The organism is Paenibacillus sp. FSL R10-2771 (assembly GCF_038000205.1).
GTDB classification, from domain to species: Bacteria; Bacillota; Bacilli; order Paenibacillales; family Paenibacillaceae; genus Paenibacillus_AQ; species Paenibacillus_AQ phytohabitans.
Genome location: NZ_JBBOBM010000001.1, coordinates 1,731,301 through 1,755,831 on the forward strand (window position 1 = coordinate 1,731,301; position 24,531 = coordinate 1,755,831).

The window sequence follows — 24,531 nt, forward strand, 5'->3', positions numbered from 1 at the left end:
GTCATATGATAACTGGGACGTCAAAGCTGTTACTCTTTGATGTAAACACCAGAATGGAATGATAGCAGTTGGATTTTCTCCACTTGCTGATGAGCGAGGGAGCCTTGCAATAACAGCAGTTGGATAAAAAGCACTTAAATGATCTCATTTCATTCAAAGTAGCTAAAACCTCAAGTAGTAGATGTCATTTTTCCACTTAATTGCCCCTAAACCTGCGAAATCGAACAATTAAGATGCATTTTTCCACTTGCTTGAGGGAACCGCTGGTTTCCGGCTCTTCAGTCAGCAGTCAGCTCTTAGTCAGCAGTCAGCTCTTCAGTCAGCTCCAGCCGCTAGTTCCCTAATCTACAGCAGCTCCCCAGCTTCACAGCCAGGGCGGTTCTGCTTAAGCATAGCAGCACTTTTATATACAGTTACTGTTACTGGGCAACGTCGAGCGGATAAGGTATAGTCCTAAAAGGGACTGTAACGCAGTTTGTACTTAGCTACTCTCTCTGCAGGAAGGGCAGGAGCAGCTTCATGATGGTATATTGTCCAAGTTCACTCTCAATAGACAAGCCGTAATTCCCGCCAAAAGCCAGCTGCAAACGTTCATTCACGCTGCGCAGTCCGACATTCTCCAGCATTCCCTTGGATTCGTCCTCGGGAGTGGACAATATAGTAGAGATTTGCTCTTCCTTCATGCCGACACCATTGTCTTCAATGGTGACCAGGATATCGGCGAATCCGCTTTTGGACACCGTGATGATAATATCGCCCCGGCCCTTGGGCTCTATGCCATGGAAGATCGCGTTCTCCACCAGCGGCTGAAGCGTGAAGCGCGGAATCAGGCCGGTGAGCAGCTCTTCATTCTCAATGTCTTTGACCATGGAGACCGTGCTGCCATAGCGGTATTTCTGTATCAGGAAATAGTCATCCAGCAGGCTTAGCTCATCCTTCAGCGGCATCAGCCGCCGGTTGTCCTTGGCAATACTGCGGAGGAGTCTGGACAAGGAGGTCGTCATCTCCGCAATGCCTGTAGCATTCTGGATCGTGGCCATCCATTTGATCGAATTCAGTGTATTGTAGAGGAAATGCGGATTGATCTGGCTCTGCAGCATCCGGTATTCCAGCTCCTGCTTCTGCTTTTCGTCCGCGAGCCGGCTGTCCATGAGGGCCACGATATCCTGAGACAGGCGGTTAATGCCGCGTCCGACGTCGCCAAGCTCGCTTTTCCACTCAATATTGCGGTCTATCAGGAAATTACCCTGGGCAATCTTATCGATGCGCTTCTTGAGCTTCTCCACCGGAAGACTGATTGTACGGGTCAAATACAGCGTAATGATAGCGCTTAAGACAATAACGAGCAGGACGACGCCAAGCATGACCAGAATCCAGATATTTGCCTTAGGTGCGAACAGGTCGTTCGAAAGAGTCTGTGATAGTATGACCCCGCTGCGTACGGGATAAGATACCACGATATGGCTTTCTTCATCGTTTGTCAGCTTGACCATGGACAGCTCGGTCTGCGGGCCGACAGGTTTTTCATTGGTATAGGCCACCGGTTCATACGGTTCCGTAATGGCGGTGACCTGGTCGCCGATGAGCTGATAATGATGATTGCCGAGTGTCAGCAGCAGCCGGGAATTCTTCGGCAGGGAGTATCCCTTCAGTTTGTCGGTAATGACAGAGGTATTCGCTAACAGGTATACCGTCCCAACCCGGGTTGCCCCTTTGCCGTAAATCGGAAACACAAAGGGGATTCCATTCGAGGTGGAAAGCGGGTCCTTGATCACCCGGTCCCATTTCTCCTCGGCATCCTCGCTAAGGCCGGTAATCTGCCCGATATTGTGTATCGTAAGCGGAACGGAGGTGCCGGTTTTATCCACCTGCAGAAACTTTCCGTTGCTATCCGTAACAATCAGGCGGCGGGCGTAGCTGTTGGAGCGGTTGTTCAGGAATTCCTGCTGCATCGAGTTGAAGACATTAACAGCTTGCTTAGGGCTTGCCTGCGGTGATCCGAAATATTCCGTAAGCAGGGTATTAGTAGAAGAGTTCGTACTGCAGGTCATGGCCAGGGCCGTCAGGTCAATCAAATCCTGTTCAATAATATGGGATACCAGCTGCAGGTTGAACTCGGTCGCCTGTATGGTTGTTTTACGCTGATAATAAGTAATCAATTCATAGCTGAAAAAAGACAGCAGCGTTGCAATCAGCAATGCGAATACGGCCATGAGCAGAATGATGCGGCTTTTAATAGTAGATTTTCTTACCGTCGTGAACACTCCTTTGTAAATGGTGAAAACATATTAAGCGTTTTCATCTACCTTATCATATTCCTGCGTTTCAATACAGGGCAAGGAGTATAAGCTGAGAATTTTACATGTTTCGGATAGGATATTACAGGTTTAACCCGGACGAGGGGGAGAAGAGCACAGAAAAGTGAATGATCTGTGTTTGATATTGCATCCCAATCCCGCCTGAAAAGGCTTACACTTTGAACTAAGGCCGGATAAGCCGGTCGCCGCTAGAACAATAGAAGGAAAAGGGGATATTTAAATGAACTTAAAAAGATTCTATGGCATGACCCTTGCCACAGCGCTCTCCGTGAGCATGCTGGCCGGATGTTCCGGGAACAACGCCAATAATGAAGCTGCTGCAACAACCGCACCTGCGGCGGGTAACGCTGCAAACGCTTCCGCTGAACCGAGCCAGGAGCCTGTGACTTTGAAATGGGCGCTGTGGGACTGGGAAGCAACCGCTTACTACAAACCGCTGATCGATGCTTATAAAGCTGCACATCCGAATGTAACGATTGAATATGTAGACCTTGGCTCCACGGACTATATGACCATGCTCAGCACACAGCTCTCCGGCGGTGCAGACCTGGACGTTCTTACCATTAAAGATATTCCCGGCTACTCGAACCTGGTGAAGCAGAATCATCTGGAGCCGCTTAAGAGCTTCATGAGCACGAATTCCATTGATCCTTCCGTATACGGCGGTACTGTAGAGCAGATTGAAGTGGGCGGCGAGGTGTATGCGCTTCCTTTCCGCAGTGACTTCTGGGTGGTCTATTACAACAAAGCTTTGTTCGACAAAGCAGGCGTAGAATACCCGAGCAACGATATGACCTTCGACCAATATGATGAGCTGGCCCGCAAAATGACCTCCGGCAGCGGTTCCGAAAAAGTATACGGTGCCCACTACCACACTTGGCGGAGCGCGGTTCAACTGTTTGGGATTCTTGACGGCAAGAACACAGTGGTCGGCGGCAACTATGACTTCCTGAAGCCTACCTATGAGCGGATTCTGAAAGAGCAGGAAGACGGTATCGTGATGGATTACGCTACATTGAAGACTTCCAGCACGCATTATTCCGGCGTATTCTACAACAACTCCGTTGCCATGATGAACATGGGCAGCTGGTTCATTGCCACCCAGATCGAGAAAGTGAAGAGCGGCGAATCCCAATCGACAGAATGGGGCATTGTGAAATACCCTCATCCTGACGGTGTAGAAGCCGGTACAACTCTGGGTACGATTACTTCCCTGGCTGTAAACCAGAAATCCAAGCACAAAGAAGCCGCACTGGAGTTCATGAACTTCGTAACCGGTGAAGAAGGCGCGAAGGTTATTGCTTCTACCGGAACCATTCCGGCCATCAAGAACGATGAAGTTATCAATTCCATTACTTCCATCGACGGTTTCCCTGCAGACGAGAACAGTAAGGCTGCACTAAATACTGTTCAGACTTATCTGGAAATGCCTATACATGAAAAGAGTGCAGATATCGAGGTTATCCTGAATGAAGCCCACGATAACATCATGACGAAGAACGCTTCGATTGATGAAGGCCTGAAGGATATGAACAAACGTGTAGGAGAGCTCTTGAACAATTAACCGTTCTGAGTAGGGCGGTGGATATAAGGGCGGGCGAAGGCCCGCCTTTTATAAAATATAAGAATCTATCTGCTTCGCATAATAGATTTGGGAAAGCTTTAGAAGGTTTGGAGGAGAAACAATGCAGAACGAAACCATATTGCATACAAATAAGAGCCCAAAAAGACGTATGTCAAGAGGGGTTAAAGATAACCTGATTGCCTACAGCTTCATTGCGCCGAACTTTATCGGATTTGCCCTGTTTACACTGGTACCCATGATATTTGCCTTTGTCCTTGCGTTTGTGAAATGGGACGGGGCCAATCCGATGAAGTTCATCGGGCTGGACAATTTCACCCGGCTGCTCAAAGATTCAACCTTCCACAAAGCCTTGTGGAACACCATTGTCTACACCATCGGAGTTGTACCGCTGACCATGATTGTGGCGCTGGCGCTGGCCATTCTGCTGAACCAGAAGATTATGGGCCGTAATTTCATGAGAACCGTGTTCTTCTTCCCTTATGTGGCCTCCCTGGTAGCCGTTGCGGCGGTATGGAACTTCATTTTCAGTCCTACCATGGGTCCGATCAACAACATTCTGCATACCATTACCGGTATCCCGCTGGAGGATCTTCCCCGCTGGGCGGCAGATAAACAGTGGGCCATGTTTACCGTAGTTCTTTTCACAGTGTGGAAAAATATGGGTTATTACATGGTTATCTATCTGGCAGGACTCCAGGGAATTAATCCTGAGCTGTACGAGGCTGCTGAGCTGGACGGCGCAGGCCCGTGGAGAAGATTCCGCAATGTCACCGTGCCACAGCTGGCACCTACAACCTTCTTTGTTCTGATGATTCTGGTCATTAACTCGTTCAAGGTCTACGATATCTTTATCAACCTATTTGCCGGCGCCGATAACCAGCTCAACGACTCTACGAGGGTTATGGTCTATCAAATCTACAATACGGCATTCCGTTCACTTGATTACGGATATGCCAGCGCAATGGCGATTGTACTCTTTCTGCTGGTACTTGGCATCACCATCGTCCAGTTCCGCGGCGAGAAGAAATACGGACAATAGGAGGATTCAAAAGATATGGTTGGAAAAAGTAAAGGACTTAGAATCAGCCTTATGGTTCTTGTGTATATTTTGTTGTTTGCGACCGTGCTGGCGATGCTGGTTCCGTATATATGGATGCTGTCCTCCTCGCTCAAGCTTAACAAGGATGTCTTCTCCTTCCCGATGCAGTGGATTCCGGCGAATCCGCGCTGGGAGAATTTCACGGATATCTGGACGCGGATTCCGCTCGGACGGTTTATTTTTAACACTGCGAAATTATCGATTATCGTAACGATTCTGCAATTGCTGACTTCAAGCTTCGCGGCCTATGCGTTCTCGAAGCTGCATTTCCGGGGCAAGAACTTTATCTTCCTGGGATATATCGCAACGATTGCAATCCCTTGGCAGGCCTACATGGTACCGCAGTTCATCCTGATGCGTTACATGGGACTGAACAATACCCACCTGGCGATCATTCTGCTGCAGGCGTTCTCGGCATTCGGTGTGTTCATGATGCGCCAGTTCTATCAGGGAGTACCTGATGAATTATGTGAAGCCGCCCGGATCGACGGACTCAGTGAATACGGCATCTGGGCAAGAATCATGCTGCCGCTGTCCAAGCCGGCGTTATCCACACTCACCATCTTCACCTTCGTTGCCACCTGGAATGACTTCCTGGGGCCAATGATTTATCTGACAGATACGAAGCTTAAGACCATTCAGATCGGTCTGCGGATGTTCATCTCGCAATATTCTGCGGAGTACGGGCTGATCATGGCAGCAAGCGTAGTTTCTATCATTCCGGTAGTAATTGTATTCCTGGCCCTGCAGAAGTACTTCGTGCAAGGTGTTGCAGCATCGGGGATTAAAGGCTAGAACAAGTAACGCGCCTGGCAGTTGCATCTTTTCGTGGCTGCCGGGTTTTTTATAACCAATCATGGAGGTAAGGCAAAGGTCTGTCCAAGGAATTATTCTTATAACAACGTAGTAAATGCGCTTACTCATTTGAACAAGAGGAGGATGAATGAATGAACAGCACAACCCGTGTCAAGAAAAGGCTATTCTCAGTGTTGATGTCAGGAGCGCTTGTAGCCGGAATGTTTCCGGCACTAGGTATGCCGGCCGCATCTGCTGCTACTGTAAATACGGTCTATGCAGCGGCCTATATGGGGGCAAAGACAACGGCAGGTACGACTCTGCCGGCAAGCGTCGATGTTGGCGGCCAGAGTGCACTTGTGAACTGGAGCATTGGCGAAGATACCTTTGATGTGCCGTATGACACCGTAACCGTGAACGGAACCGCGAACGGCGGGCCGGTGGTGGCGAATGTGGAAGTGATTCCGCCGGCTGATAGTCCGCTCGTCTACTTCGTGGACAGCGGCAGAGGCGGCGATTCCTTGGGGAATCCTCCTGGAGCTTCTCCCCTGTACGAAGCGGTCAAAATATTATCCGGCGGCAGCCTGCTTAACGGGTTACCGGATCAGAAATATGTCAGCGGAACAACGGATTGGGGCTTCGATGATACCGGCAATAAGGTAAAGAACTCCAAAGACGGGGGACTTGCCGATCCGGCGACGGAACCGTCCATATGGAAGGTTGGCCTGCGGGCAGATCCGTCCGGCAGTCATATCGTTTATAAATTGAAAGCGCTTAATGCGGGCACTTATACACTCAGCAGCGGTTTCTATGAATGGTACTCCGGCACGCGCAACCGCGGGATAGAGCCACACCTGGAGTATAAGAATAGCGCCGGGGACAGCAAGACGATCACGTTCACGCAATTTGACACCTCTACGACCAAGTTTATTTCCGGTGAATTCACCATTCCCGGGGATATTGATACTAACAGTCCTATGACCTTGACCTATGCTTCTGTATCCGGTGAGAAGCCGATCCTGAGCTGGTTCGCTATTGCCGAAGGTGCGATCAAGCAAGAGCTTGATGATGCCCGGCAGACCGCAGCCTCTACGGTCAAAGTTCTGCTCGACGGCAACGATATTAAGGAAGACAATGTTAACGGCCTGACGTTCAAAGGCTTCGGCGTGCTGAGCGGCAACAGTACCAGCGCCCTGCTGATGGACTATAAGTCTGAGCAGCCAGAGGCTTATGCGCAGCTGCTGCAGGTCCTGTTCGGCGGCGACCGTCCGCTGATCGACCATGTCAAGATTGAGATGGGGAATGACCGCAATAACTCGACAGGTCCCGACCCTTCGACGATGCGTACGGAGAATGAAGAGGCCAATGTTACCCGGCATCCCGGCTTCCAGCTTGCGGCCGATGCCAAGGCCATCAATCCTGCGGTTAAGGTAAGCTTCCTGCGCTGGAATGCTCCAGCCTGGGCCAATAATAACAACGATAAAATTTATACATGGTACAAAAATACGATTCTGGCCGCTTACCGTGAATACGGTTATATGGTCGATTACGTCAATCCCGATGTCAATGAGCATGCATCAGATTTGAACTGGATCAAGCAATACAGCGCCAAGGTTAAAGCGGATACTGTAGGCTTCGAGAGCACTGAGGAGGAAGCGCTGTATCACAACATCAAGCTGATTATTTCCGACGAGGTCGGAATCGGCACCTTCGGCGATGCTATGGTCAGCGATCTTTCGCTGCGGGAGGCGGTAACGGCCGCCGGATATCATTACAACACCGATGATGACAGCAAAGGCAACTTCAAACGGCTGGCCGAAGAATTCGACAAGGAAATCTGGAACAGTGAGGCGCAGGCGACCTTCAGCAACTCGGCCTTCCGCCCGAACAACAATATGAAGGACCCGTCAGCGGCCGGAACGGGGATCGGAGGCACCGGCGGTCCGCTGGAGATGGGCAATACCATCATTAAGGGCTTCGTGAATTCCCGCCGGACACACTTCATCTACCAGCCGGCGATCGGCTCTTTCTATGAAGGCGGACAGTATTCCTTCAAGGAGCTGGTCAGCGCGCGGGACCCGTGGTCGGGCTTCATACACTATGACGCAGGGCTGGTTATTCTCCAGCATTTCAACGGTTTTGCCAAGACGGGCTGGGAGAATGGGGATAATACAGCAGGAGTCTGGAGAGCGGTGCCCAAGGCCAGCTACACCGGAGCATCCGGCACGAACCCGGTCAGCGGACGGAACGGGACTCCGAGCTACATGACACTTGCTGCTCCGGGCAAGCAGGATTTCTCGACAGTCATCATCAATGACAGCGAGTATGAGAAGATCTTCAAGCTTCAGGCGGTGAACATGGGCTATACAGGAAACCCTTCCCTTGAAGTATGGGAGACCCGTGCAGCTGATGAGGGTCAGGCTTTTAACAGCAATTATATGAAATATCTAGGCGATGCGGCTGCAGACGGCAGCGGTGTATACACGGTGAGAGTGAAGCCGTTCTCGATTGTAACTGTAAGCACACTGGATAATCACGCTACAGCAGAGTCACCCGCACCGCTTCCGGTTGAGGGAGAACGTACGGTGCTTGATACCGATGCAACAGGTTCCGTACAGAATACGGAAGACGGAATTCTGTATGCGGATGACTTCAATTACGGCAGCAAAACCGTTCCCGTCATCGGCAAAGACGGAGTGATTGCCGGCGAGCAGAGCTATGTCAGCTCCCGCGGCGGTGAGCAGAGCGTCATTCCGCGTTATACCCAGGACCTTAACGGTGCCTTCGAGGGGTATCGTATCGGCGATACGGATAATTATGTCCTGCGCCAGCAGCTGGACCAGATTACTACAGGAGTTGGCGGTGCCTGGAACGGTGGAGACCCGGTCACAGCAATCGGTGATAACCGCTGGACCAACTATAAGGTCAGTGCCGATGTGTCTTTTGAGCAGAACAGCACTTACAGCGGCAACAATTACGCAGCAGTCGGAGCCCGCTATCAGGGCGGGTCACAGACGCTAAGCGGAACGCCATACGCACTGAAGTTCTGGTTCGACGGCGGCTGGCAGCTGCTGTCCAGCGGTACTGTTGTCGCCAGCGGCAATGCCGCTACAGGCACCGGCGGTGTGAAGCTTGAGGGTTACGATACCGCACATAACGCATGGCATAACATTGCTCTTCAGGTTGCAGGTGATAGAATCACTGCCTATCTGGATAATGTTGAGCTTACAACCTATACGGACCCGAATCCGAAGCTGTCAGGACGTGTACAGCTGGCAAGCGGCTTCTATCATGTCCGCTTCGATAATCTGAAGGTGGAGAAGGTAGACGGCTATACTCCTTATTATTCAGAGCTGCTGGATAATCTGGAGATGTACGATCTGGCTGCGGTTCCGCAATCCAAGCTGGTTTACGAGGGTGCATGGACCCATGAGAATGGCAAAGGGATGTATGTGTACCAGCGTTCCCTTTCGACCAGTCAGGCTGCGGGTGCGGTACTGAAATACACATTTACCGGCACCGGACTCGATATTCTGGGCCAGAACGACGGCTCAGCCAAGCTGGAAGCGAGCGTGGACGGCCGGACTGTAGTGCTCTCGGGCGCTGCTGCAGCATCGAAGGAGCTGTACCAGACCTTCATGCTCCGCGGGCTGGAATACGGAGAGCACACGGTCCAGATCAAGGTGCTGAGCGGGACATTAGCTGTGGATTCTGTGGGGGTTATCGCCGTTGGAGCTGCAGGTAACGTGAACACTGCTGCGCTTCAGCAGGCCGTGAAGGACGCGCAGGAAATCACACGGCAGGATGTATTCCCGGAGAGTGACTGGAAGTTATTCTCAGATGCGCTAGGTGCAGCTGAGGCAGCACTGAATAATCCCGTGCTGTACAGATTGGATCAGGAAGGAGCAGCGCAGCTGGAAGCGCGATTGACATCTGCCTATATCGGGCTGGTTGTAGGCGATGTGAGGGAACTTGCCGCTCCTCAGGATACGGCTACTTATGCCGGGAAGAAGCCTAACCTGCCGGCCAAGCTGGAAGCAACGCGCGCTGACGGCAGCAAGGTGCAGGTGGCTGTGAAATGGAATATAGACGCAGTCAGCTTCGACACTCCATATGAGCGGGTAGCTGTAACCGGTACTTTCGGGAATTTGAAGACAACAGCGTATGTGGAAGTGGTGCCTGCTGGTCTCGTATACTTCCTGGACCCTGGTGTCTCCGCTGACGGGGTAACACCGCCATTTACAACCATCAGGAATTTCGTCGGCGACAGCCTGCTGAATGACAAGGCGGATCAGTTGTCGACAGGGGATACGGTCTGGGGACATACCAATATTACGGCAAACTACAGTCCAAAGGGACTTGGCGGAGCAGTAGTTGCTACAGACAAAGCCCAGACTGGGGTATACAGCTTGAATACGAAGAATACACCTCTGGTCTACAAGCTGCCTCTGAATGCAGGCAAATATACGATTACGTCCTATCATCTGGACTGGTGGAACAACAGCAGCCGGACGATGGATATTACACTGAGTTATGCTGATGCAGAAGGAAAAGCCGTATCTGAAAAGGTTCGTACCGGCCTGGTTGCAGGTCCTGCGGGTACCGCAGTCAATCATGACTTCACGCTGCCGGTGAACGGTACCGTGACCTATTCAGTGTACAATACGTTCAGTCAGGCTGCGGTAATCAGCTATGTAGCTGTAGCAAGAGACAAGGTCAGCGTTGCCAATGAACAGGCAGTCAACGAGGCCAAGAGCATTATTGAAGGCGCAGCCTACAATGTAGGGAAGGAAACGGCAAACAGCGAAGAGGCTGTTCAGGCCTGGCTGGAGCAGACCATCGGCGGTTTGCCCGGCTTCAGTGAAACCGGGGTTACCATGGGTGACATTACCTTGTCGCCTTTCCAGCAAGCAACAGACGACAAGGATGGCAGCTTCACCTTCTCGGTTACGCTGAGCAAGGGAGAGGCGAAGGCGGATAGCTCGGCCAGCGGAGCAATTACGCTGCCGGTACCGGATACCGATCTGCCGGTGATTACCCTGAATGGCGAGGCGACAGTTAATCTGCCGGTTGGCTCGGAATATACGGATGCCGGTGCAACGGCTGCTGATGATCAGGACGGCGATATAACTGGCCATATCGTTACAACAGTGACCAGTGAAGTATACGGCCTGACAGAGCTGGATACGGCGGTAGAGGATATTTATACCTTCCATTATAATGTCAGTGATACCGCAGGGAATGCAGCGGAGGAAGTAACAAGAACCGTAGTGGTTGCCATTGATCCGGATGTAACGAAGCCGGTGATAACCCTGCTTGGGGAAGCATCCGTTCAACTGGAGAATGGCGCAAGCTATACCGATGCCGGAGCTACTGCGGCAGATGACCGCGACGGCGACATTACGGAGCGCATCGTGGCGGCGATTACGAAGGATGGGGAGTCAGTATTGACGCTCGATACATCGGCTGCTGGCACCTATTTGTACCATTATAATGTGACGGATACAGCAGGCAACGCAGCTGCTGAGGTGACCCGAACGGTGACTGTAGGCGAAGCAGAACAGCCGCCGGTGACACCAACACCTACGCCGACGCCGGAACCGGAGCCGACAACAGCTCCAACGGCAACACCGGCCCCTACGGATTCGCCAGTGTCTACGGTAGCACCAACACCAGCGGCTACACCGTCACCGGCGCCCCAGCCGCAGACCGAGAAGGTTCTTGCCCCTGGTGATTTCGCGGCTCCGGCAGGCGGGACAATAACGGTTCAGCTCAGTGATGCTACAGAATCCGTGCTGCTTCCGGCAGGAATATCGGGAATTACAGGAGAGAATACCCTGCGTCTCGCCTGGAGTACGGTTGCGGTCGACCTGACACCGGAAGTGCTGCAGAGCATTCAGGAGAAGGTTGCGGGTGTAGGAGGACAACCGGAGGGGGCGAGAATTAAGCTTTCAGCCGTGAAGACTGCGAAGGCTGCTGCGGAGCAGCTGATGAACAATCCGGCTGTCAACGGTTCCGTTCAGCTGTCGGCAGCAAGTGATGTAATCAGCTTCAGCCTGGAGGTAGTTGCTGCGGACGGCACGGCCGTGCCGGTAACCGCTTTTGACAAGCCGCTGACCCTTACATTCACTGTAGATCCTAATGCGAACCGCAGCCTGCTCGGCGTCTACTATATTGCTGCCAGCGGTGCCCTTGAATACATGGGCGGAACACTGGCTGACGGTAAGTTTACTGCCGATGTACAGCATTTCAGCCAGTATGCAGTACTGGAGTATGACAAGAGCTTCTCGGATGTCAGCAACAGCAGCTGGGCGGCCGGTGTCATTAAGTCCATGGCTGCGAAGCATATTATCGAGGGCATTTCGGCTACAGAATTCAATCCGCAAGGTGAAGTAACCAGGGTGCAATTCGCCGCTATGATTACACGTGCGCTTGGCCTTAAGGCGGGAAGCACACCGGCATTTGCTGATGTGGATTCCAAGTCCTGGTATGCCGGAGCTGTTGCGGCTGTAAATGAAGCGGGGATCGTACTCGGACGCAGCAAGGATGCCTTCGCTCCGGATGAGCGCATTACCCGTGAGGAAATGGCGGTCATGATCGTCCGCGCTTATGAGTACTTGCAGGGAAGCCAGGCAAGCCAGGCAAGCCAGGCAAGCAATGCAAGCAATGCAAGCCAGGGTATAGCTGCCGGAGCGTTCAGTGACTACGCCCTGATTCATGACTGGGCGAAGAACGCAGCCGGCATCGCCGGACAGGCGGGGTTGATCAAGGGCCGCGGCAATCAGCAATTCGCTCCGCAGGAGAGCATGACCCGCGCCGAGAGTGCGCAAGTCATCGCTAATCTGCTGGGAGATTTGTAAGAGGTACTCAAAGAACCTGGCAGCTGCGGGAAGCGGGCTGTCAGGTTTTTTATACGAATGTGAAATTTGCCCTCAATTTCTAGACACCCCTGGATTAGAGGGATAAATCCATCAGATTCGGCCTGATTGGCCGGAAATGAGGAAATCAGAGGGATAAATCCCACTAAAACCACCGGAAGTGGGCAGAACGAGGAAATCAGAGGGATAAATCCCACTGAATCCACCGGAAGTGGGCAGAACGAGGATATTAGAGGGATAAATCCCTCTAAATCCACCGGAAGTGGGCAGAACGAGGAAATCAGAGGGATAAATCCCACTAAATCCACCGGAAGTGGGCAGAACGAAGATATTAGAGGGATAAATCCCTCTAAATCCACCGGAAGTGGGCAGAACGAGGAAATCAAAGGGATAAATCCCTCTAAATCCACCGGAAGTGGGCAGAACGAGGAAATCAAAGGGATAAATCCCTCTAAATCCACCGGAAGTGGGCAGAACGAGGAAATCAGAGGGATAAATCCCTCTAATTCCGCCAGCCAGCGTACCCTTAGTTCAATAGAGCGCTCCGTCATAAGGGAGGCCTCAGCTTTTTTTACCATATTTGCCGGGCGGGATGCCGGTGATGTTCTTGAAGGTGCGGATGAAGTTAGCATAGTCGTTGAAGCCGGACAGATAGCAGGTATCGGATACGGAATTTCCGGCGGCCAAGAGCTGCTTGGATAAGGCTATTTTTTTGAGCAGGACATAACGGTAGATGGTTCCGCCGGTCTGCTGCTTGAACAGGTGACTGAGATAGTATTTATCAACGTTCAGCTCCCCGGCTATGTGCTCGAGCGAGAGGTTCAGATGCAGGTGGTTGTCGATATAACTCATGGCTAATTGTATATGCGAAGAAATAATGCTGGGCACAGCGGAACGGGTCCGGCTGTACAGCTCATTGACGATCACCAGAATTTGAATCAGGTAAGTCAGAGCCAGCACTTCGCTGCCGTATTGCTCACTCTCCAGTGCCACAATCAGAAGTGAAGCTAGTGTCATATACTCGGTAAGCAGCGGCTCATCCATGTGGGCCAGATTATGCTCACCGGGCTGACGGTTCTGGAAACAGGCGAGCAGATTGGTGGTGGCTGTGCAGAAAGGATAGATAAGCGGCGCCTTGAAATGAATCGTCAACCGTTCGTAAGGCTCCGGGGACAAATTGATGATTTTGTGAATCTCGTGATTGTTGAACAGGAGCACATTGCCCCGCTCCAGCGGATAGCTGTACTGGTCGACGAATCCGTTCACACTCCCGCCGAGAAACAGGAAGATTTCGTAGTGGTCATGAATATGGAAATCCCTTGTCGGTGAGATTGGGGAATTGCCGATACCAGCCAGAATATCGCCGTTGAATGTTTGATGATAACGGGCATGTTTCATAGTCATTGCCCCTTTCAGATTGATCGCAACAAACGCAATAAAACATCATTATTCGCAAAGACATTGCAATAATACCACACTACACTAGAGAAGAAGAATACCTGAAAGGGTGGAATTGTAGATGAAGGGTAAGGAACAGCGAAAATACTGGCTGGATACGATGCTGCTGATCGGGGGACCGGTGCTGGAGGCTTTAGCGAAGCGGCAGCTGAAAGAGCAGCTGCCTACGGAGTTTCATAGTGACCGGAGCCGGTTTGCCCATCTGGAAGCTTTTGCGAGACTGGCCTGCGGGATGGCCCCCTGGCTGGAGCTTGAAGGACTTGAAGGAGAAGAAGAACAGCTTAGAGCCCGTTATGCCGCGCTGATGCTGGAGGCTATCGGTGCAGCTGTCGATCCGCAGTCGCCTGACTATATGGAGTTCAAGACGGAAGGGCAGCCGCTGGTCGATGCCGCCTTCCTGGCCCACGCGCTGGTGCGCGCACCGAAAGCGATTACAGGCCGGCTGGATGAGCGGGTCAAAGGCCATTTAATTGCAGCGCTGAAGCAGACGCGCCGGACGGCTCCAAGCGGCAGCAACTGGCTGCTGTTCAGTGCAATGGTGGAAGCGGCTTTATATATACTGGGCGATGCCGACTATGACCGGATGCGTGTCGGTTATGCGGTTCATATGTTCATGGACTGGTATAAGGGCGATGGTGTCTACGGGGATGGCAAGGATTTTCACTGGGATTATTACAACAGCTTCGTGATCCAGCCGATGCTGGTTGATGTCGTGGCCATCTTTGAACAGGAGTCGGAGCAATATGCTGCACTTAAGCCGGTGATTATGGAACGGGCACAGAGATATGCCTCAGTGCTTGAACGCAGCATTGCACCGGACGGCACCTATCCGTTCCTCGGGCGCTCGATTGTGTACCGTTTCGGTGCGTTTCAGCTGCTGTCGCAGGCGGCGCTGCAGCATTTCCTGGAGGAGGCACTGCCTCCGGCACAGGTACGCTGCGCTTTGACTGCCGTGATAGAGCGGATCATGAATGCTCCGGGTACGCTGGATGAGAAAGGCTGGCTGCGGCCGGGGATCTATGGCTATCAGCCGGAGCTTGCGGAGAGCTACATCAATACGGGCAGCCTCTATTTATGCGCTGCCGTATTCCTTCCGCTGGGGCTGCTTCCGTCCGATCCCTTCTGGTCGGGAGAAGAGCTGAAATGGACTGCGCTGAGGATAGCAGACGGTGAGAATGTCATGCGGGATCATGCGCTGGAATAGCGGGTGTTCAGCCGCTTTAACGATTATGAGGTGCGGCACTAATCAGGGTGGAGCACCGATAAGGAGGAAGAAGAGGGCATGAACAGACAGGAGCTTGCCGGTATTGTGCAGGACATGAAACCGGCGGACTGGAGCTTATATTATCCGCAGGGAGATTCGGCGGGTTTTTGGACCCGGGCGTTATCATCCGGAGGATTACAGGCAGACATTAGCGAGATTCGCGCAGAGGCGCAGAGGCTGGACGGTCAGCCTATATCCGCGCTGACGTATACGCTATTTTCTATTTTTGCGCGTACAGGCTCGAGACTGGAATATGAACGGGTCTATTTCGAACGGAGAAGAAGACTGAATACCTATGCATTCCTAAGCCTGCTGGAGCCGGATAATACGGGGGCTCTGGAGAAGCTGGAGGATATCCTCTGGGTCATCTGCGATGAGTACACCTGGTGTCTTCCGGCCCATCTTCCCGCAGACCATGACGCTGCTGAGATCAGCCGGCATATTGACCTGTTCTCCTCCGAGACGGGATTCACCTTAAGTGAAGTGTTACTGTTGCTGGGGGACCGGCTTCCGCTGCTGCTCCAGTCCCGGATACGGCATGAGGTAGAGCGCAGAATCTTCCGGCCTTTTCTTGAGCAGGGGCCATATTTCTGGGAGACATCACGCCATAACTGGGCGGCAGTCTGTGCGGGCTCCATCGGGGCAGCTGCGCTGCTGCTGGTGAAGGAACCGGCCATGCTGACGGATATTCTGCTGAAGACAGAGAGCAGCATGAGCTATTATCTGGAAGGCTTCGGGGACGACGGCGCTTGTCTGGAGGGGCTGGGCTACTGGAATTATGGTTTTGGCTATTTCACTTACTATAGCGATCTGCTCCGGGCAAGAACCGGAGGCAGGCTGGACTGGTTCAAGCAGGAGAAGGTATCGCAGATTGCCCGTTTCCAGCAACAATGCTTCATCGACGAAAGTCATGTCGCCAATTTCTCGGATTCGGTGCCTCAGGTACGTGTGCATATGGGCTTGTCCCATTATCTGGCGGATGCCTATGCGGATGTCCTGCGGCCGCCGTCCGCTCTGCGTGCGCCGTTCACTGAAGATCACTGCAGCCGCTTCGCACCGGCGCTGCGTAATTTGATCTGGACCAGAGCCGGCCGGGAGAATGTGGCTTGGGAGGCTGCGAGCTGCTATCTTCCCGATGCCGCTTGGATTGTCTCGCGTCATGTGCCGGCAGCAGGCTCCTTCGGGTTCGCCGCCAAAGCCGGCCACAATGATGAGCCGCACAATCATAATGATCTGGGCCACTTCATTCTTAGCGGCCGGGGAGAGATCTACGCTTCCGATCTGGGCAGCGGAGAATATACCGCTGATTATTTCGGTGCCGGACGTTACAGCTATGACTGCAATGGATCACAGGGACATTCAGTGCCGATCATCAACGGCCAGTACCAGGGCGCAGGGCGGGAGTTCAGCACGGCAGTACTGCATGCATCTGCGGCGGCGGAGAAGGATGAGCTGACGCTGGAGATGGCGCAGGCTTATCCGGTGTCAGGCTTGCAGTCCTTGGTGCGTTCGCTGGTCTGGCACAAAGAGGAGCTGCCACGTCTGGAATTGACAGACACCTACCGGTATGAGGGAGCTCCGGCGAGCTGGACGGAACGGTTTGTAACCTGGCGCAGGCCTAAGCTTCTTCACCCGGGCAGCGTACTGCTGCCGGGCACTGCGGAAGGTCACGGTGTTGCGGTCACTTATGATCCGGAGGCAGTCCGGCCGGAGATTACCGCGCAGGTGTACCTGGATCATTATGGCCAGGAGACACTGTGGCATAGTCTGGACTTCCATGTTCTTCAGCCGGAGGCGGAGGGAACATTAGCATTCACTTTTCAATTTCTGTGAAGATTGAACAGGCGGCCCGAATTCCAGGTAATCTCATCCGCCGGAGTTACTGCTTCTCTGCTGGGGGAAGCTCTAATCTAAACTAAATATTGAGGGCATATAACCCGCATAGTAGACGATTCCAACAAAACGGCCGGTCCAGCGCGGGTGTTCAGACGGAATCCGGCAAAATGTTGTATGAAATACAACTTAGGTGCTGCTATACCGGGATGTGTAGGAGGATTGTTGTAGGAAATACAACAATTTCTTCATTAAACTGCCTGGATGAGAAGAAATGTTGCCTTTTGTACAACAATTTTGGATTTGGGCCGGTTTATTGTGGGAAATGTTGTATTTTATGCAGGATTTAACAACAGAGCGGAGAAACTCGGAACTTCTGCGGCGATAGCATCCCCGGGAAAGCTGCTGCGCACGCCGCCTGGAAAGCTGCTGCGCACGCCGCCTGGAAAGCTGCTGCGCACGCCGCCTGGAAAGCTGCTGCGCACGCCGCCTGGAAAGCTGCTGCGCACGCCGCCTGGAAAGCTGCTGCGCACGCCGCCTGGAAACTGCTGCGTACGCCGCCCGGAATCCCCACATTTACCGCATTTAAAGCAAATTATTCGTAGAAATCTTTCGTTCAGCTTATATAGATCAGAACTTATCATTCAAACAAAGGCGGGATTCAGATGAGTGGAACAATACAGCAGGCATGGGTAGAAGAGGCCTGGAGCAAGGCACTGGAGAAAACGCGAGCAAACAGCTTGAGAATCGGCGCGGAATTCCCCCATGCCAGCCAAGGCGGCAAGTACGTACTGGAGACACCGAGCTGGTGGACAGCCGGCTTCTGGCCGGGTATGCTCTGGCAGCTCTATGCCGGGAGCGGGGACGAGAGCCTGAAGGCGATTGCCGAACGCTGCGAGCAGCGGCTGGACGAGGTGCTGGATGGTTATGTGAAGCTGGATCATGACTTAGGCTTCATGTGGCTGCTGACCAGCGTAGCCAACTTCAAGCTCACGGGCGCAGAGGAATCACGGGTCCGGGCGCTTAAGGCTGCCAACTATCTGGCCGCCCGCTTCAACCTCAAAGGCCGCTATATCCGTGCCTGGAATCCATGGAGAGAAGGCGAAGACAACAGCGGGGTGGCTATTATCGACTGCAGCATGAATACCAGTCTGCTCTTCTGGGCTTCTGAAGTAACCGGAGACCCGCGTTACCGGCATATCGCCGAGGCCCATATGGATACGGTGCTGGAGCATTTCATCCGGCCGGACGGCTCTGTCTATCACATTGTCAATTTCAACCCGGAAACGGGTGAAGTGGTAGAGAAGCGCGGCGGACAGGGTTATGCACCGGAGTCGGCCTGGTCGCGCGGCGCGGCTTGGGCACTTTACGGGTTGTCGCTGGCCTATCATCATACCGGCAAGCAGAGCTACCTTGATGCATCCAAGCAGGTTGCCCATTTCTTCCTGACGCGTCTGCCGGAGGATCAGGTTCCGCATTGGGATTTCCGGGCTCCCGGTGAGATCGGCGAGATTCGTGACAGCTCCGCCGGTTCTTGCGCGGCGAGCGGCCTGCTGCTGCTGGCGAGCCAGGTGGATGAATCGGAGGCACATGTCTACCGGAACGGCGCGCTTAGAATTACGGAATCCCTCTACCGGAATTATGGGACCTGGGATAATGCGGAGGAAGAAGGGCTGCTGCTTCACGGTACAAGCAACTACCCGGAGAACCGGAATATCGATGTTCCTCTGATCTACGGTGATTTCTTCTATGTTGAAGCGCTGGCGCGGATCAAAGAAGCCGGCCCGTTTTACTGGGAGTAGGGGGATATGATGACTAACGGGAGAGCAGCATCAGACAAATTATCCTTGCGGATTGCAGACAATCCGCTGAAGACGCGGGCGGACCTTGTGACCGCTCTTGAACAGCTAACGGGTCCGCTGCGTCCGCTCTACAGCAAAGGCGGCGCAAGACTTGAGATCGGCAGAACCGGAGCGAGCTATCCGGCAGCAACTGCCGGGATGGAGGGTTTTTCCCGGGTATTATGGGGGCTGGTCCCCTTGCTCGCCGGAGGCGGAAGCAGTGAAAATTGGGACATCGTGCTGGAGGGCATCCGGCATGGCACCGACCCTGCCCATGAAGAATATTGGGGAGATGTAAGGGATTACGACCAGCGTCTGGTCGAGATGGCGGCTTTCGGCTTCGCGCTTGCAGCGGTTCCGGAGCAGATCTGGTCACCGCTTGCTTCACAGGAGCAGGATCACCTGTACAACTGGGTGAATCAGATCAACTCGCATCCCTGCTATGACTGTAACTGGCTGTTCTTCAATGTACTTGTTAATGTTGGGTTCCGCACCATCGGCCGCCCGTATGATGCGGTGCAGCTGGAGAACAATCTGCAGCGGATGGATGCATTCTATCTGGGAGAGGGCTGGTACAGTGACGGTGTTGACGGGCACTGCGATTATTATGGACCGTTTGCGATCCATTACTATTCGCTGCTCTATGCGAAGCTGATGGAGAAGGAGGACCCAGAGCGTTCCCGGTTGTTCAAAGAACGCGCCCGGCTGTTCGCCGCTGAATTCCTGGGCTGGTTCGCCCCGGACGGCTCCGCGCTTCCTTACGGGCGAAGCCTGGCATACCGCTTCGCCCAATCGGCGTTCTGGAGTGCCTTGGCTTATGCGGATGTTGAAAGCTTCCCTGCTGGTGTGGTGAAAGGCATCGTTCTGCGCAATCTGCGCTGGTGGTTCAGCCAGCCCATCTTTGATGCAGCAGGCGTATTGACCATTGGATATACGTATCCGAATCTGGTCATGGCGGAGAATTATAATGCACCCGGCTCACCCTACTGGGCGCTGAAGACTTTCCTGCCGCTCGCACTTGGTGAAGAGCATCCGTTCTGGAGCGAAGAGGAGCTTCCCCTGCCGGAAATCCCGGCAGTTATGGTTCAGAAGCCTGCACATCTTGTTCTGGTCCGCGAGCCGGCCTCCGGTCATGTGGCGGCGTTCAACAGCGGCCACCTGTACACGAATGAGCATACCCATACCTCGGCCAAATACGAGAAATTCGTCTATTCCACAGGCTTTGGGTTCAGCGTACCCCGTTCTGAGTGGGGGCTGTCGCAGGGGGCATTCGACTCCATGCTTGCGCTCAGCGAAGGCGGGGACAATCTGTACCGCGTGCGGCGCCGGAATGTGGAATCCGAGATCACGGACAACGTCCTCCGGTCGGTCTGGAAGCCATGGACTAATGTGGAAGTCCGTACCTGGGTGGTAGCAGGGCTTCCCTGGCATATCCGGATTCACCGGATTGAGACGGGCCGGGCACTTGACGCCGCTGAAGGCGGGTTCGCCCTGGGCCAGGAAACGGAGCTTGCGCAGCAGACCGACAACTCAGGCACAGCAGTATCTACAGCTTGGGGAACCAGCGGAATCAAAGGACTGACGGGTTACGGAAAGGCAGAGCTCATCTGGCCCAATGCCAACACGAACCTGCTGCGTCCCCGGACGGTACTGCCAACATTGACGGCTACGCTTGAGCCCGGAATTCACTGGCTGGCTTCGGCTGTATACGGTGATCCTTTGGCTGATTCTTCAGCTCATCAGGCGAACGGAGTCAGTAATATTCTGGAGCAATCTCCCGAGTCCTTGCTGAAGGTTACTTTTGCTGAGAATGGCATCACGGTTCAAACTACGGGCGGAACGGAAATTTTTATCCCGATACAATAGAAAAGGCTGCATCTTCACGTGATTGTGAGGGTGCGGCCGTTTTTGATTATATGCATCCCATATGACCTCATCTAACGTGTTTGGAAATCGGCTAATCCTTATTCATCACGCGGAAACTATATAGATTGAACCGCAAATCTTTACGTCCGGACCAGTAGCCGATCAATCAATTCAAGAGGGCTCTTATGGATCCGTTTCATGAAAGCTGCGACATGAGTACGGATGACGTAATACTTATGAAAAAAGACATTGTTTATTACTTCGTGTTTTAGCCATTTCCACAATCATTCAACAGGATTAAGTTCAGGGCTATATTTGGGTAGAAAAACAAGCTGAAGTCTCGGATTCTCTCGCAGAAACGGCGGAATTGCATCTGCATGATGAGTGTGAGCGTTGTCTAACACCATGATTCATCTTCAAATAAAAGATGGTCAATTTTTCCTTGGTTCAGTTTCTCCTTCAGCTCAGGTAAAGTGACCTCGCGGAATTGTTTTTGTTCCTCTTTGCTGGCTCGTACCAGCGTATAGGTGGCTTTTGTGTAGCTAAAACCAAGCCGATTCAGCATTTTAGAGATTCCTTATAGGGCATATTTCTCGCTGAACTCGCGAAGGATCCATTTTATGAGTTCAAGTTATATAGTATTTTTAGTGAATATAGTGAATATAGTATTTTAAAGTAGGAATAATCGTTGGTATAGAAAGGATGGAAATAATATGTTTAAAAAAATATACTTAATAGCCCTTGCATTGACTATTATTTCAGGAGTGGCATTAATATCCAATTCAAAAGCAGGCTCCTATCCAGAAATGGTAACCGCAAATAAGACAGATAAAAATCCTGTTAACACTAATTTTTCAGAATAACGTGAAATCTGTAGAATCAGTGAAATCCGTAGAATCAGTAAAAACGATGAAATCCGTAGAATCAAGACTCGCAAAAATGTATTTTAGTCAACTCTATACACCTTATGGCATTTTCGTGCCAGTAATGAACAAAGTATATTCAAGGAATCTGAGCTAGCAAGAAAGTTAGATCAAATCGGATCTAATACGAATCAACTAATTTTTGAAAACAAGTTCTTCTTAAAAGTAGATGAATCAACATTAGATAAATTGTATCCCAGTGCGTTACTCACAAATGAAACAAATGAAAACCCGGCTGACTGATCCTTATCCACTAACCTCTGTATTTCCAATATTTCGTATTTGCAAAGGATAAATATCCGCTTGAACACCGTAAAAGGTTTCAAGTTCAATCTATATATTTCGGAATCTCACATGTTATACGATAATAAATAAATTCTATTATTATCAAGATTCATAATTCCGATCATTACGTTGTCGAAGCTGGAATTAAATACATTAGTTCCTGTAATAGAAGCATTCGTTTGGTTATTTCTAATCATATAGTACCCCCGTGCAGCATCAAGCGTTATTAGCTTCGATGTTGTCTCGTCTGTGATCGCCCTAATTTTCTTGGAGAATGAAGCTGTGAAATCTGATGGAAGAGGAAGTTCAGACCAATGATTTGCGTGGCCCTTTTTCACTATATCATTCATGCTCTTAGAAGTGACCTGATAGATATATAACCGGTATCCATCGCCCAATGCTCCATATGATTTATAACTGTATATAAGTTTGCTTTCTTTTGGGAGCGGTATTCCAAACTTATCGTGGAAAAATTCAATCTCTTTATTATTTTTGAAATAACCTCCGTAAAATACTGCTAATACTATTATTAAGGAAATGAATCCAATAATAATTTTTTTTGTGTTTTTCATCTCATACCTCAATTTCTATCATTTATATAGTAAGAGTAGGGTTAGGATATATCTCCACGTAAAATAACTCATGCACAATATGGAAAACTGATTGTCCATGAGTAAACTCTAATTTATATTCCTAGTATTCATCCCGAGTGTTGAGCAAGATACATTAAGTTAACAACTCTGAACCACACAGGTAAAGACAAAAATTATGATTGAATCCTCCGTATGGTATTTACAACCATTTGGCCCCTTCACATTATCAACAATGGAATATAAAGTCAATCTATTCATCCTAATCCCGGTTTTCTCCCAGTATCTCCCCCAGCAACTCCCGTGTATCTGCCCACAACCTGCGCTGCATCGCTTCATCGCCGCCAGGGGATACCGGTACAATGGACTTTCCTGTGCCCACGTTAAAATAACCTCCGGTTACTGTCCCATAAAACGGGTCCACGATTAACCGGGTGATAATCTCTGCTCCTCTTCGCGGGTCTCCGAGCCGGACAATCTTCAGGATCCGTTCGATCACAGAAGCGAACCGCAGCTCGCGTCCCAGTCCGGTTACATTGAAGCCCGGGTTCAGGGCATTGACGGTTATTCCGCTGCCGGCCCATTGCCGGGCCAGTTCTGCCGTGAACATGATGTTTAGCAGTTTGGTTTTGCCGTAGACGGGAGAGGAGCCCCGGGCAGTAAAAGCAGCAGTATCCGTTAAGTCCCCGGGCAGGCGGAGTACACCATGACGGCGCGAAGCCTCAGATGCTACGTTGACTACTCTGGCCTGGCCTGCATTGCGCAGTGAAGTCTCCAGTCTATGCGTCAGCAGCCATGGTGCCAGATAGTTCACAGCCATCATCTCCGGCAAACCTTCGGCAGTGGTGCGGGGCTCGAAGGCGTGGATTCCTGCATTGTTCAAAAGCACGTCAATGGAAGGGCAGGCAGCGGCAATTTCAGCGCCAACCCGGTTCACATCCTGCATCAGCGACAGGTCCCCATAGACAAAACGGATATTTGCAGCAGGCTGACGGGCCTCGATGATGGTTCTGGTAGCTGCAGCACGTTCTTCACTGCGGGCAGTCAGGACAAGCGCATAGCCTCTTTCCGCCAATTGGACGCCTACAAGCTGTCCCAGTCCGCTAGTGGCTCCGGTGATGACAACGGTTCGTTGTTTGGGCATGGTTATTCTCCTTTAAGTAACGTATAATTGATATATGTCCACTATAATTATATGATGGATATATGTCAACTATATTTGCGGCAGTTATCTATAAAGCAAAGGACTGGTGAATGAATATGAAGCAGAACCCAATATACGATAACGAAGTAAACAATCACCAAGTAAACAATGAACCAATAAACATTGATCAATCAAGGCTTGACTCAAGAGAACAGCTGGAGCTGGCGCTGGGAGAGCAGCTTAACGCACTGATCAGCGCAGCCCATGCGCTGAATGTCAAAGCCGCCGCGCGGTTCGATTCCTCGTTGCAGCCGGCTGCCTTCCATATTGTCCGCTGGCTCTATTCCTATGGGCCGGCTAGTGCTGCCGCCATTGCGGAAGCAACAGCTATGGATCGCAGCGCGGTCAGCCGTCTGATCAAACAGCTGGAGTCTCTGGGCTATGTGAGCCGGGAAGCCTCACCCGATGACGGGCGGGCCATCCTCCTCTCACTTACAGAGCAGGGACAGCAGCAGACAATAGCTGCCCTTAACGAGAAGGGTTCCGTGTTCTTCGGGCGGACTGCGGCATGGAAAGACGACGAGCTGCATCAGTTCATTCACATGCTCAAGCAGTTCAACGGGCTATAAGCTGGTGACGGCTTAGCGCCTCC

The 24,531-nt window shown here is 51.8% G+C and carries 17 protein-coding genes; 11 read left to right on the forward strand and 6 right to left on the reverse strand.

Going from position 1 to position 24,531, the window contains the following annotated elements; genetic code table 11:
* Window positions 1-485: 485 nt before the first annotated feature.
* Window positions 486-2,264 carry a sensor histidine kinase gene (locus tag NSU14_RS07210; protein WP_340943806.1) on the reverse strand — a complete coding sequence of 593 codons (1,779 nt, stop codon included), beginning with the start codon at window positions 2,262-2,264 and terminating at the stop codon, window positions 486-488.
* Window positions 2,265-2,538: 274 nt separating this feature from the next.
* Here NSU14_RS07210 and NSU14_RS07215 point away from each other — a divergent pair, with 274 nt between their 5' ends.
* The 4 genes from NSU14_RS07215 to NSU14_RS07230 all read left to right on the forward strand — a co-directional run bounded on the left by NSU14_RS07215 (window position 2,539) and on the right by NSU14_RS07230 (window position 12,657).
* On the forward strand, window positions 2,539-3,882 hold the full coding sequence (locus NSU14_RS07215) for an ABC transporter substrate-binding protein (RefSeq protein WP_076244606.1): 1,344 nt from the start codon (window positions 2,539-2,541) through the stop codon (window positions 3,880-3,882).
* 169 nt (window positions 3,883-4,051) lie between these two features.
* Window positions 4,052-4,942 (forward strand): carbohydrate ABC transporter permease, encoded by an 891-nt coding sequence (locus NSU14_RS07220; protein ID WP_231575186.1) that lies wholly within the window; start codon window positions 4,052-4,054, stop codon window positions 4,940-4,942.
* A gap of 15 nt (window positions 4,943-4,957) precedes the next feature.
* The gene (locus NSU14_RS07225) at window positions 4,958-5,797 is read left to right on the forward strand and encodes a carbohydrate ABC transporter permease (protein ID WP_081970085.1); all 840 of its coding nucleotides are present in this window, start codon (window positions 4,958-4,960) and stop codon (window positions 5,795-5,797) included.
* A 152-nt stretch (window positions 5,798-5,949) separates the two neighbouring features.
* Window positions 5,950-12,657: an immunoglobulin-like domain-containing protein gene (locus NSU14_RS07230; protein ID WP_340943809.1), complete on the forward strand. Its 6,708-nt coding sequence runs from the start codon at window positions 5,950-5,952 to the stop codon at window positions 12,655-12,657.
* A 579-nt stretch (window positions 12,658-13,236) separates the two neighbouring features.
* On the opposite strand, the gene NSU14_RS07235 is transcribed toward NSU14_RS07230, so the two are convergent.
* On the reverse strand, window positions 13,237-14,073 hold the full coding sequence (locus NSU14_RS07235; RefSeq protein WP_340943812.1) for a helix-turn-helix domain-containing protein: 837 nt from the start codon (window positions 14,071-14,073) through the stop codon (window positions 13,237-13,239).
* A 121-nt stretch (window positions 14,074-14,194) separates the two neighbouring features.
* Between NSU14_RS07235 and NSU14_RS07240 the strand changes: the two genes are divergently transcribed.
* From NSU14_RS07240 to NSU14_RS07260, 5 genes are all read left to right on the forward strand, one after another.
* On the forward strand, window positions 14,195-15,337 hold the full coding sequence (locus tag NSU14_RS07240) for a DUF2264 domain-containing protein (protein ID WP_042138908.1): 1,143 nt from the start codon (window positions 14,195-14,197) through the stop codon (window positions 15,335-15,337).
* Window positions 15,338-15,415: 78 nt separating this feature from the next.
* Window positions 15,416-17,230 (forward strand): heparinase II/III family protein, encoded by a 1,815-nt coding sequence (locus NSU14_RS07245; RefSeq protein ID WP_340943814.1) that lies wholly within the window; start codon window positions 15,416-15,418, stop codon window positions 17,228-17,230.
* A gap of 264 nt (window positions 17,231-17,494) precedes the next feature.
* Window positions 17,495-17,899 (forward strand): hypothetical protein, encoded by a 405-nt coding sequence (locus NSU14_RS07250; RefSeq protein ID WP_340943817.1) that lies wholly within the window; start codon window positions 17,495-17,497, stop codon window positions 17,897-17,899.
* Window positions 17,896-19,032, forward strand: coding sequence for a glycoside hydrolase family 88 protein (locus NSU14_RS07255; RefSeq protein WP_042138905.1), 1,137 nt, complete (start codon window positions 17,896-17,898; stop codon window positions 19,030-19,032). The genes NSU14_RS07250 and NSU14_RS07255 overlap by 4 nt, the downstream gene beginning before the upstream one ends.
* 6 nt (window positions 19,033-19,038) lie before the next feature.
* Entirely contained in the window at window positions 19,039-20,937 is a 1,899-nt protein-coding gene (locus NSU14_RS07260; protein ID WP_340943819.1) for a DUF2264 domain-containing protein, read from the forward strand.
* 284 nt (window positions 20,938-21,221) lie between these two features.
* On the opposite strand, the gene NSU14_RS07265 is transcribed toward NSU14_RS07260, so the two are convergent.
* Window positions 21,222-21,344, reverse strand: coding sequence for a transposase (locus NSU14_RS07265; protein WP_076244614.1), 123 nt, complete (start codon window positions 21,342-21,344; stop codon window positions 21,222-21,224).
* A complete protein-coding gene (locus NSU14_RS07270; RefSeq protein WP_246354365.1) occupies window positions 21,335-21,502 on the reverse strand; it encodes a winged helix-turn-helix domain-containing protein in 168 nt (55 codons plus the stop codon). The genes NSU14_RS07265 and NSU14_RS07270 overlap by 10 nt, the downstream gene beginning before the upstream one ends.
* A gap of 148 nt (window positions 21,503-21,650) precedes the next feature.
* Between NSU14_RS07270 and NSU14_RS07275 the strand changes: the two genes are divergently transcribed.
* The gene (locus tag NSU14_RS07275) at window positions 21,651-21,800 is read left to right on the forward strand and encodes a hypothetical protein (RefSeq protein ID WP_156118682.1); all 150 of its coding nucleotides are present in this window, start codon (window positions 21,651-21,653) and stop codon (window positions 21,798-21,800) included.
* 410 nt (window positions 21,801-22,210) lie between these two features.
* On the opposite strand, the gene NSU14_RS07280 is transcribed toward NSU14_RS07275, so the two are convergent.
* Window positions 22,211-22,717, reverse strand: coding sequence for a hypothetical protein (locus tag NSU14_RS07280; protein WP_042138904.1), 507 nt, complete (start codon window positions 22,715-22,717; stop codon window positions 22,211-22,213).
* 280 nt (window positions 22,718-22,997) lie between these two features.
* Complete coding sequence (locus NSU14_RS07285) at window positions 22,998-23,879, reverse strand: SDR family NAD(P)-dependent oxidoreductase (RefSeq protein ID WP_340943829.1); 882 nt, start codon at window positions 23,877-23,879, stop codon at window positions 22,998-23,000.
* Window positions 23,880-23,995: 116 nt separating this feature from the next.
* Here NSU14_RS07285 and NSU14_RS07290 point away from each other — a divergent pair, with 116 nt between their 5' ends.
* Complete coding sequence (locus NSU14_RS07290) at window positions 23,996-24,508, forward strand: MarR family winged helix-turn-helix transcriptional regulator (RefSeq protein ID WP_340943831.1); 513 nt, start codon at window positions 23,996-23,998, stop codon at window positions 24,506-24,508.
* Window positions 24,509-24,531: the final 23 nt, after the last annotated feature.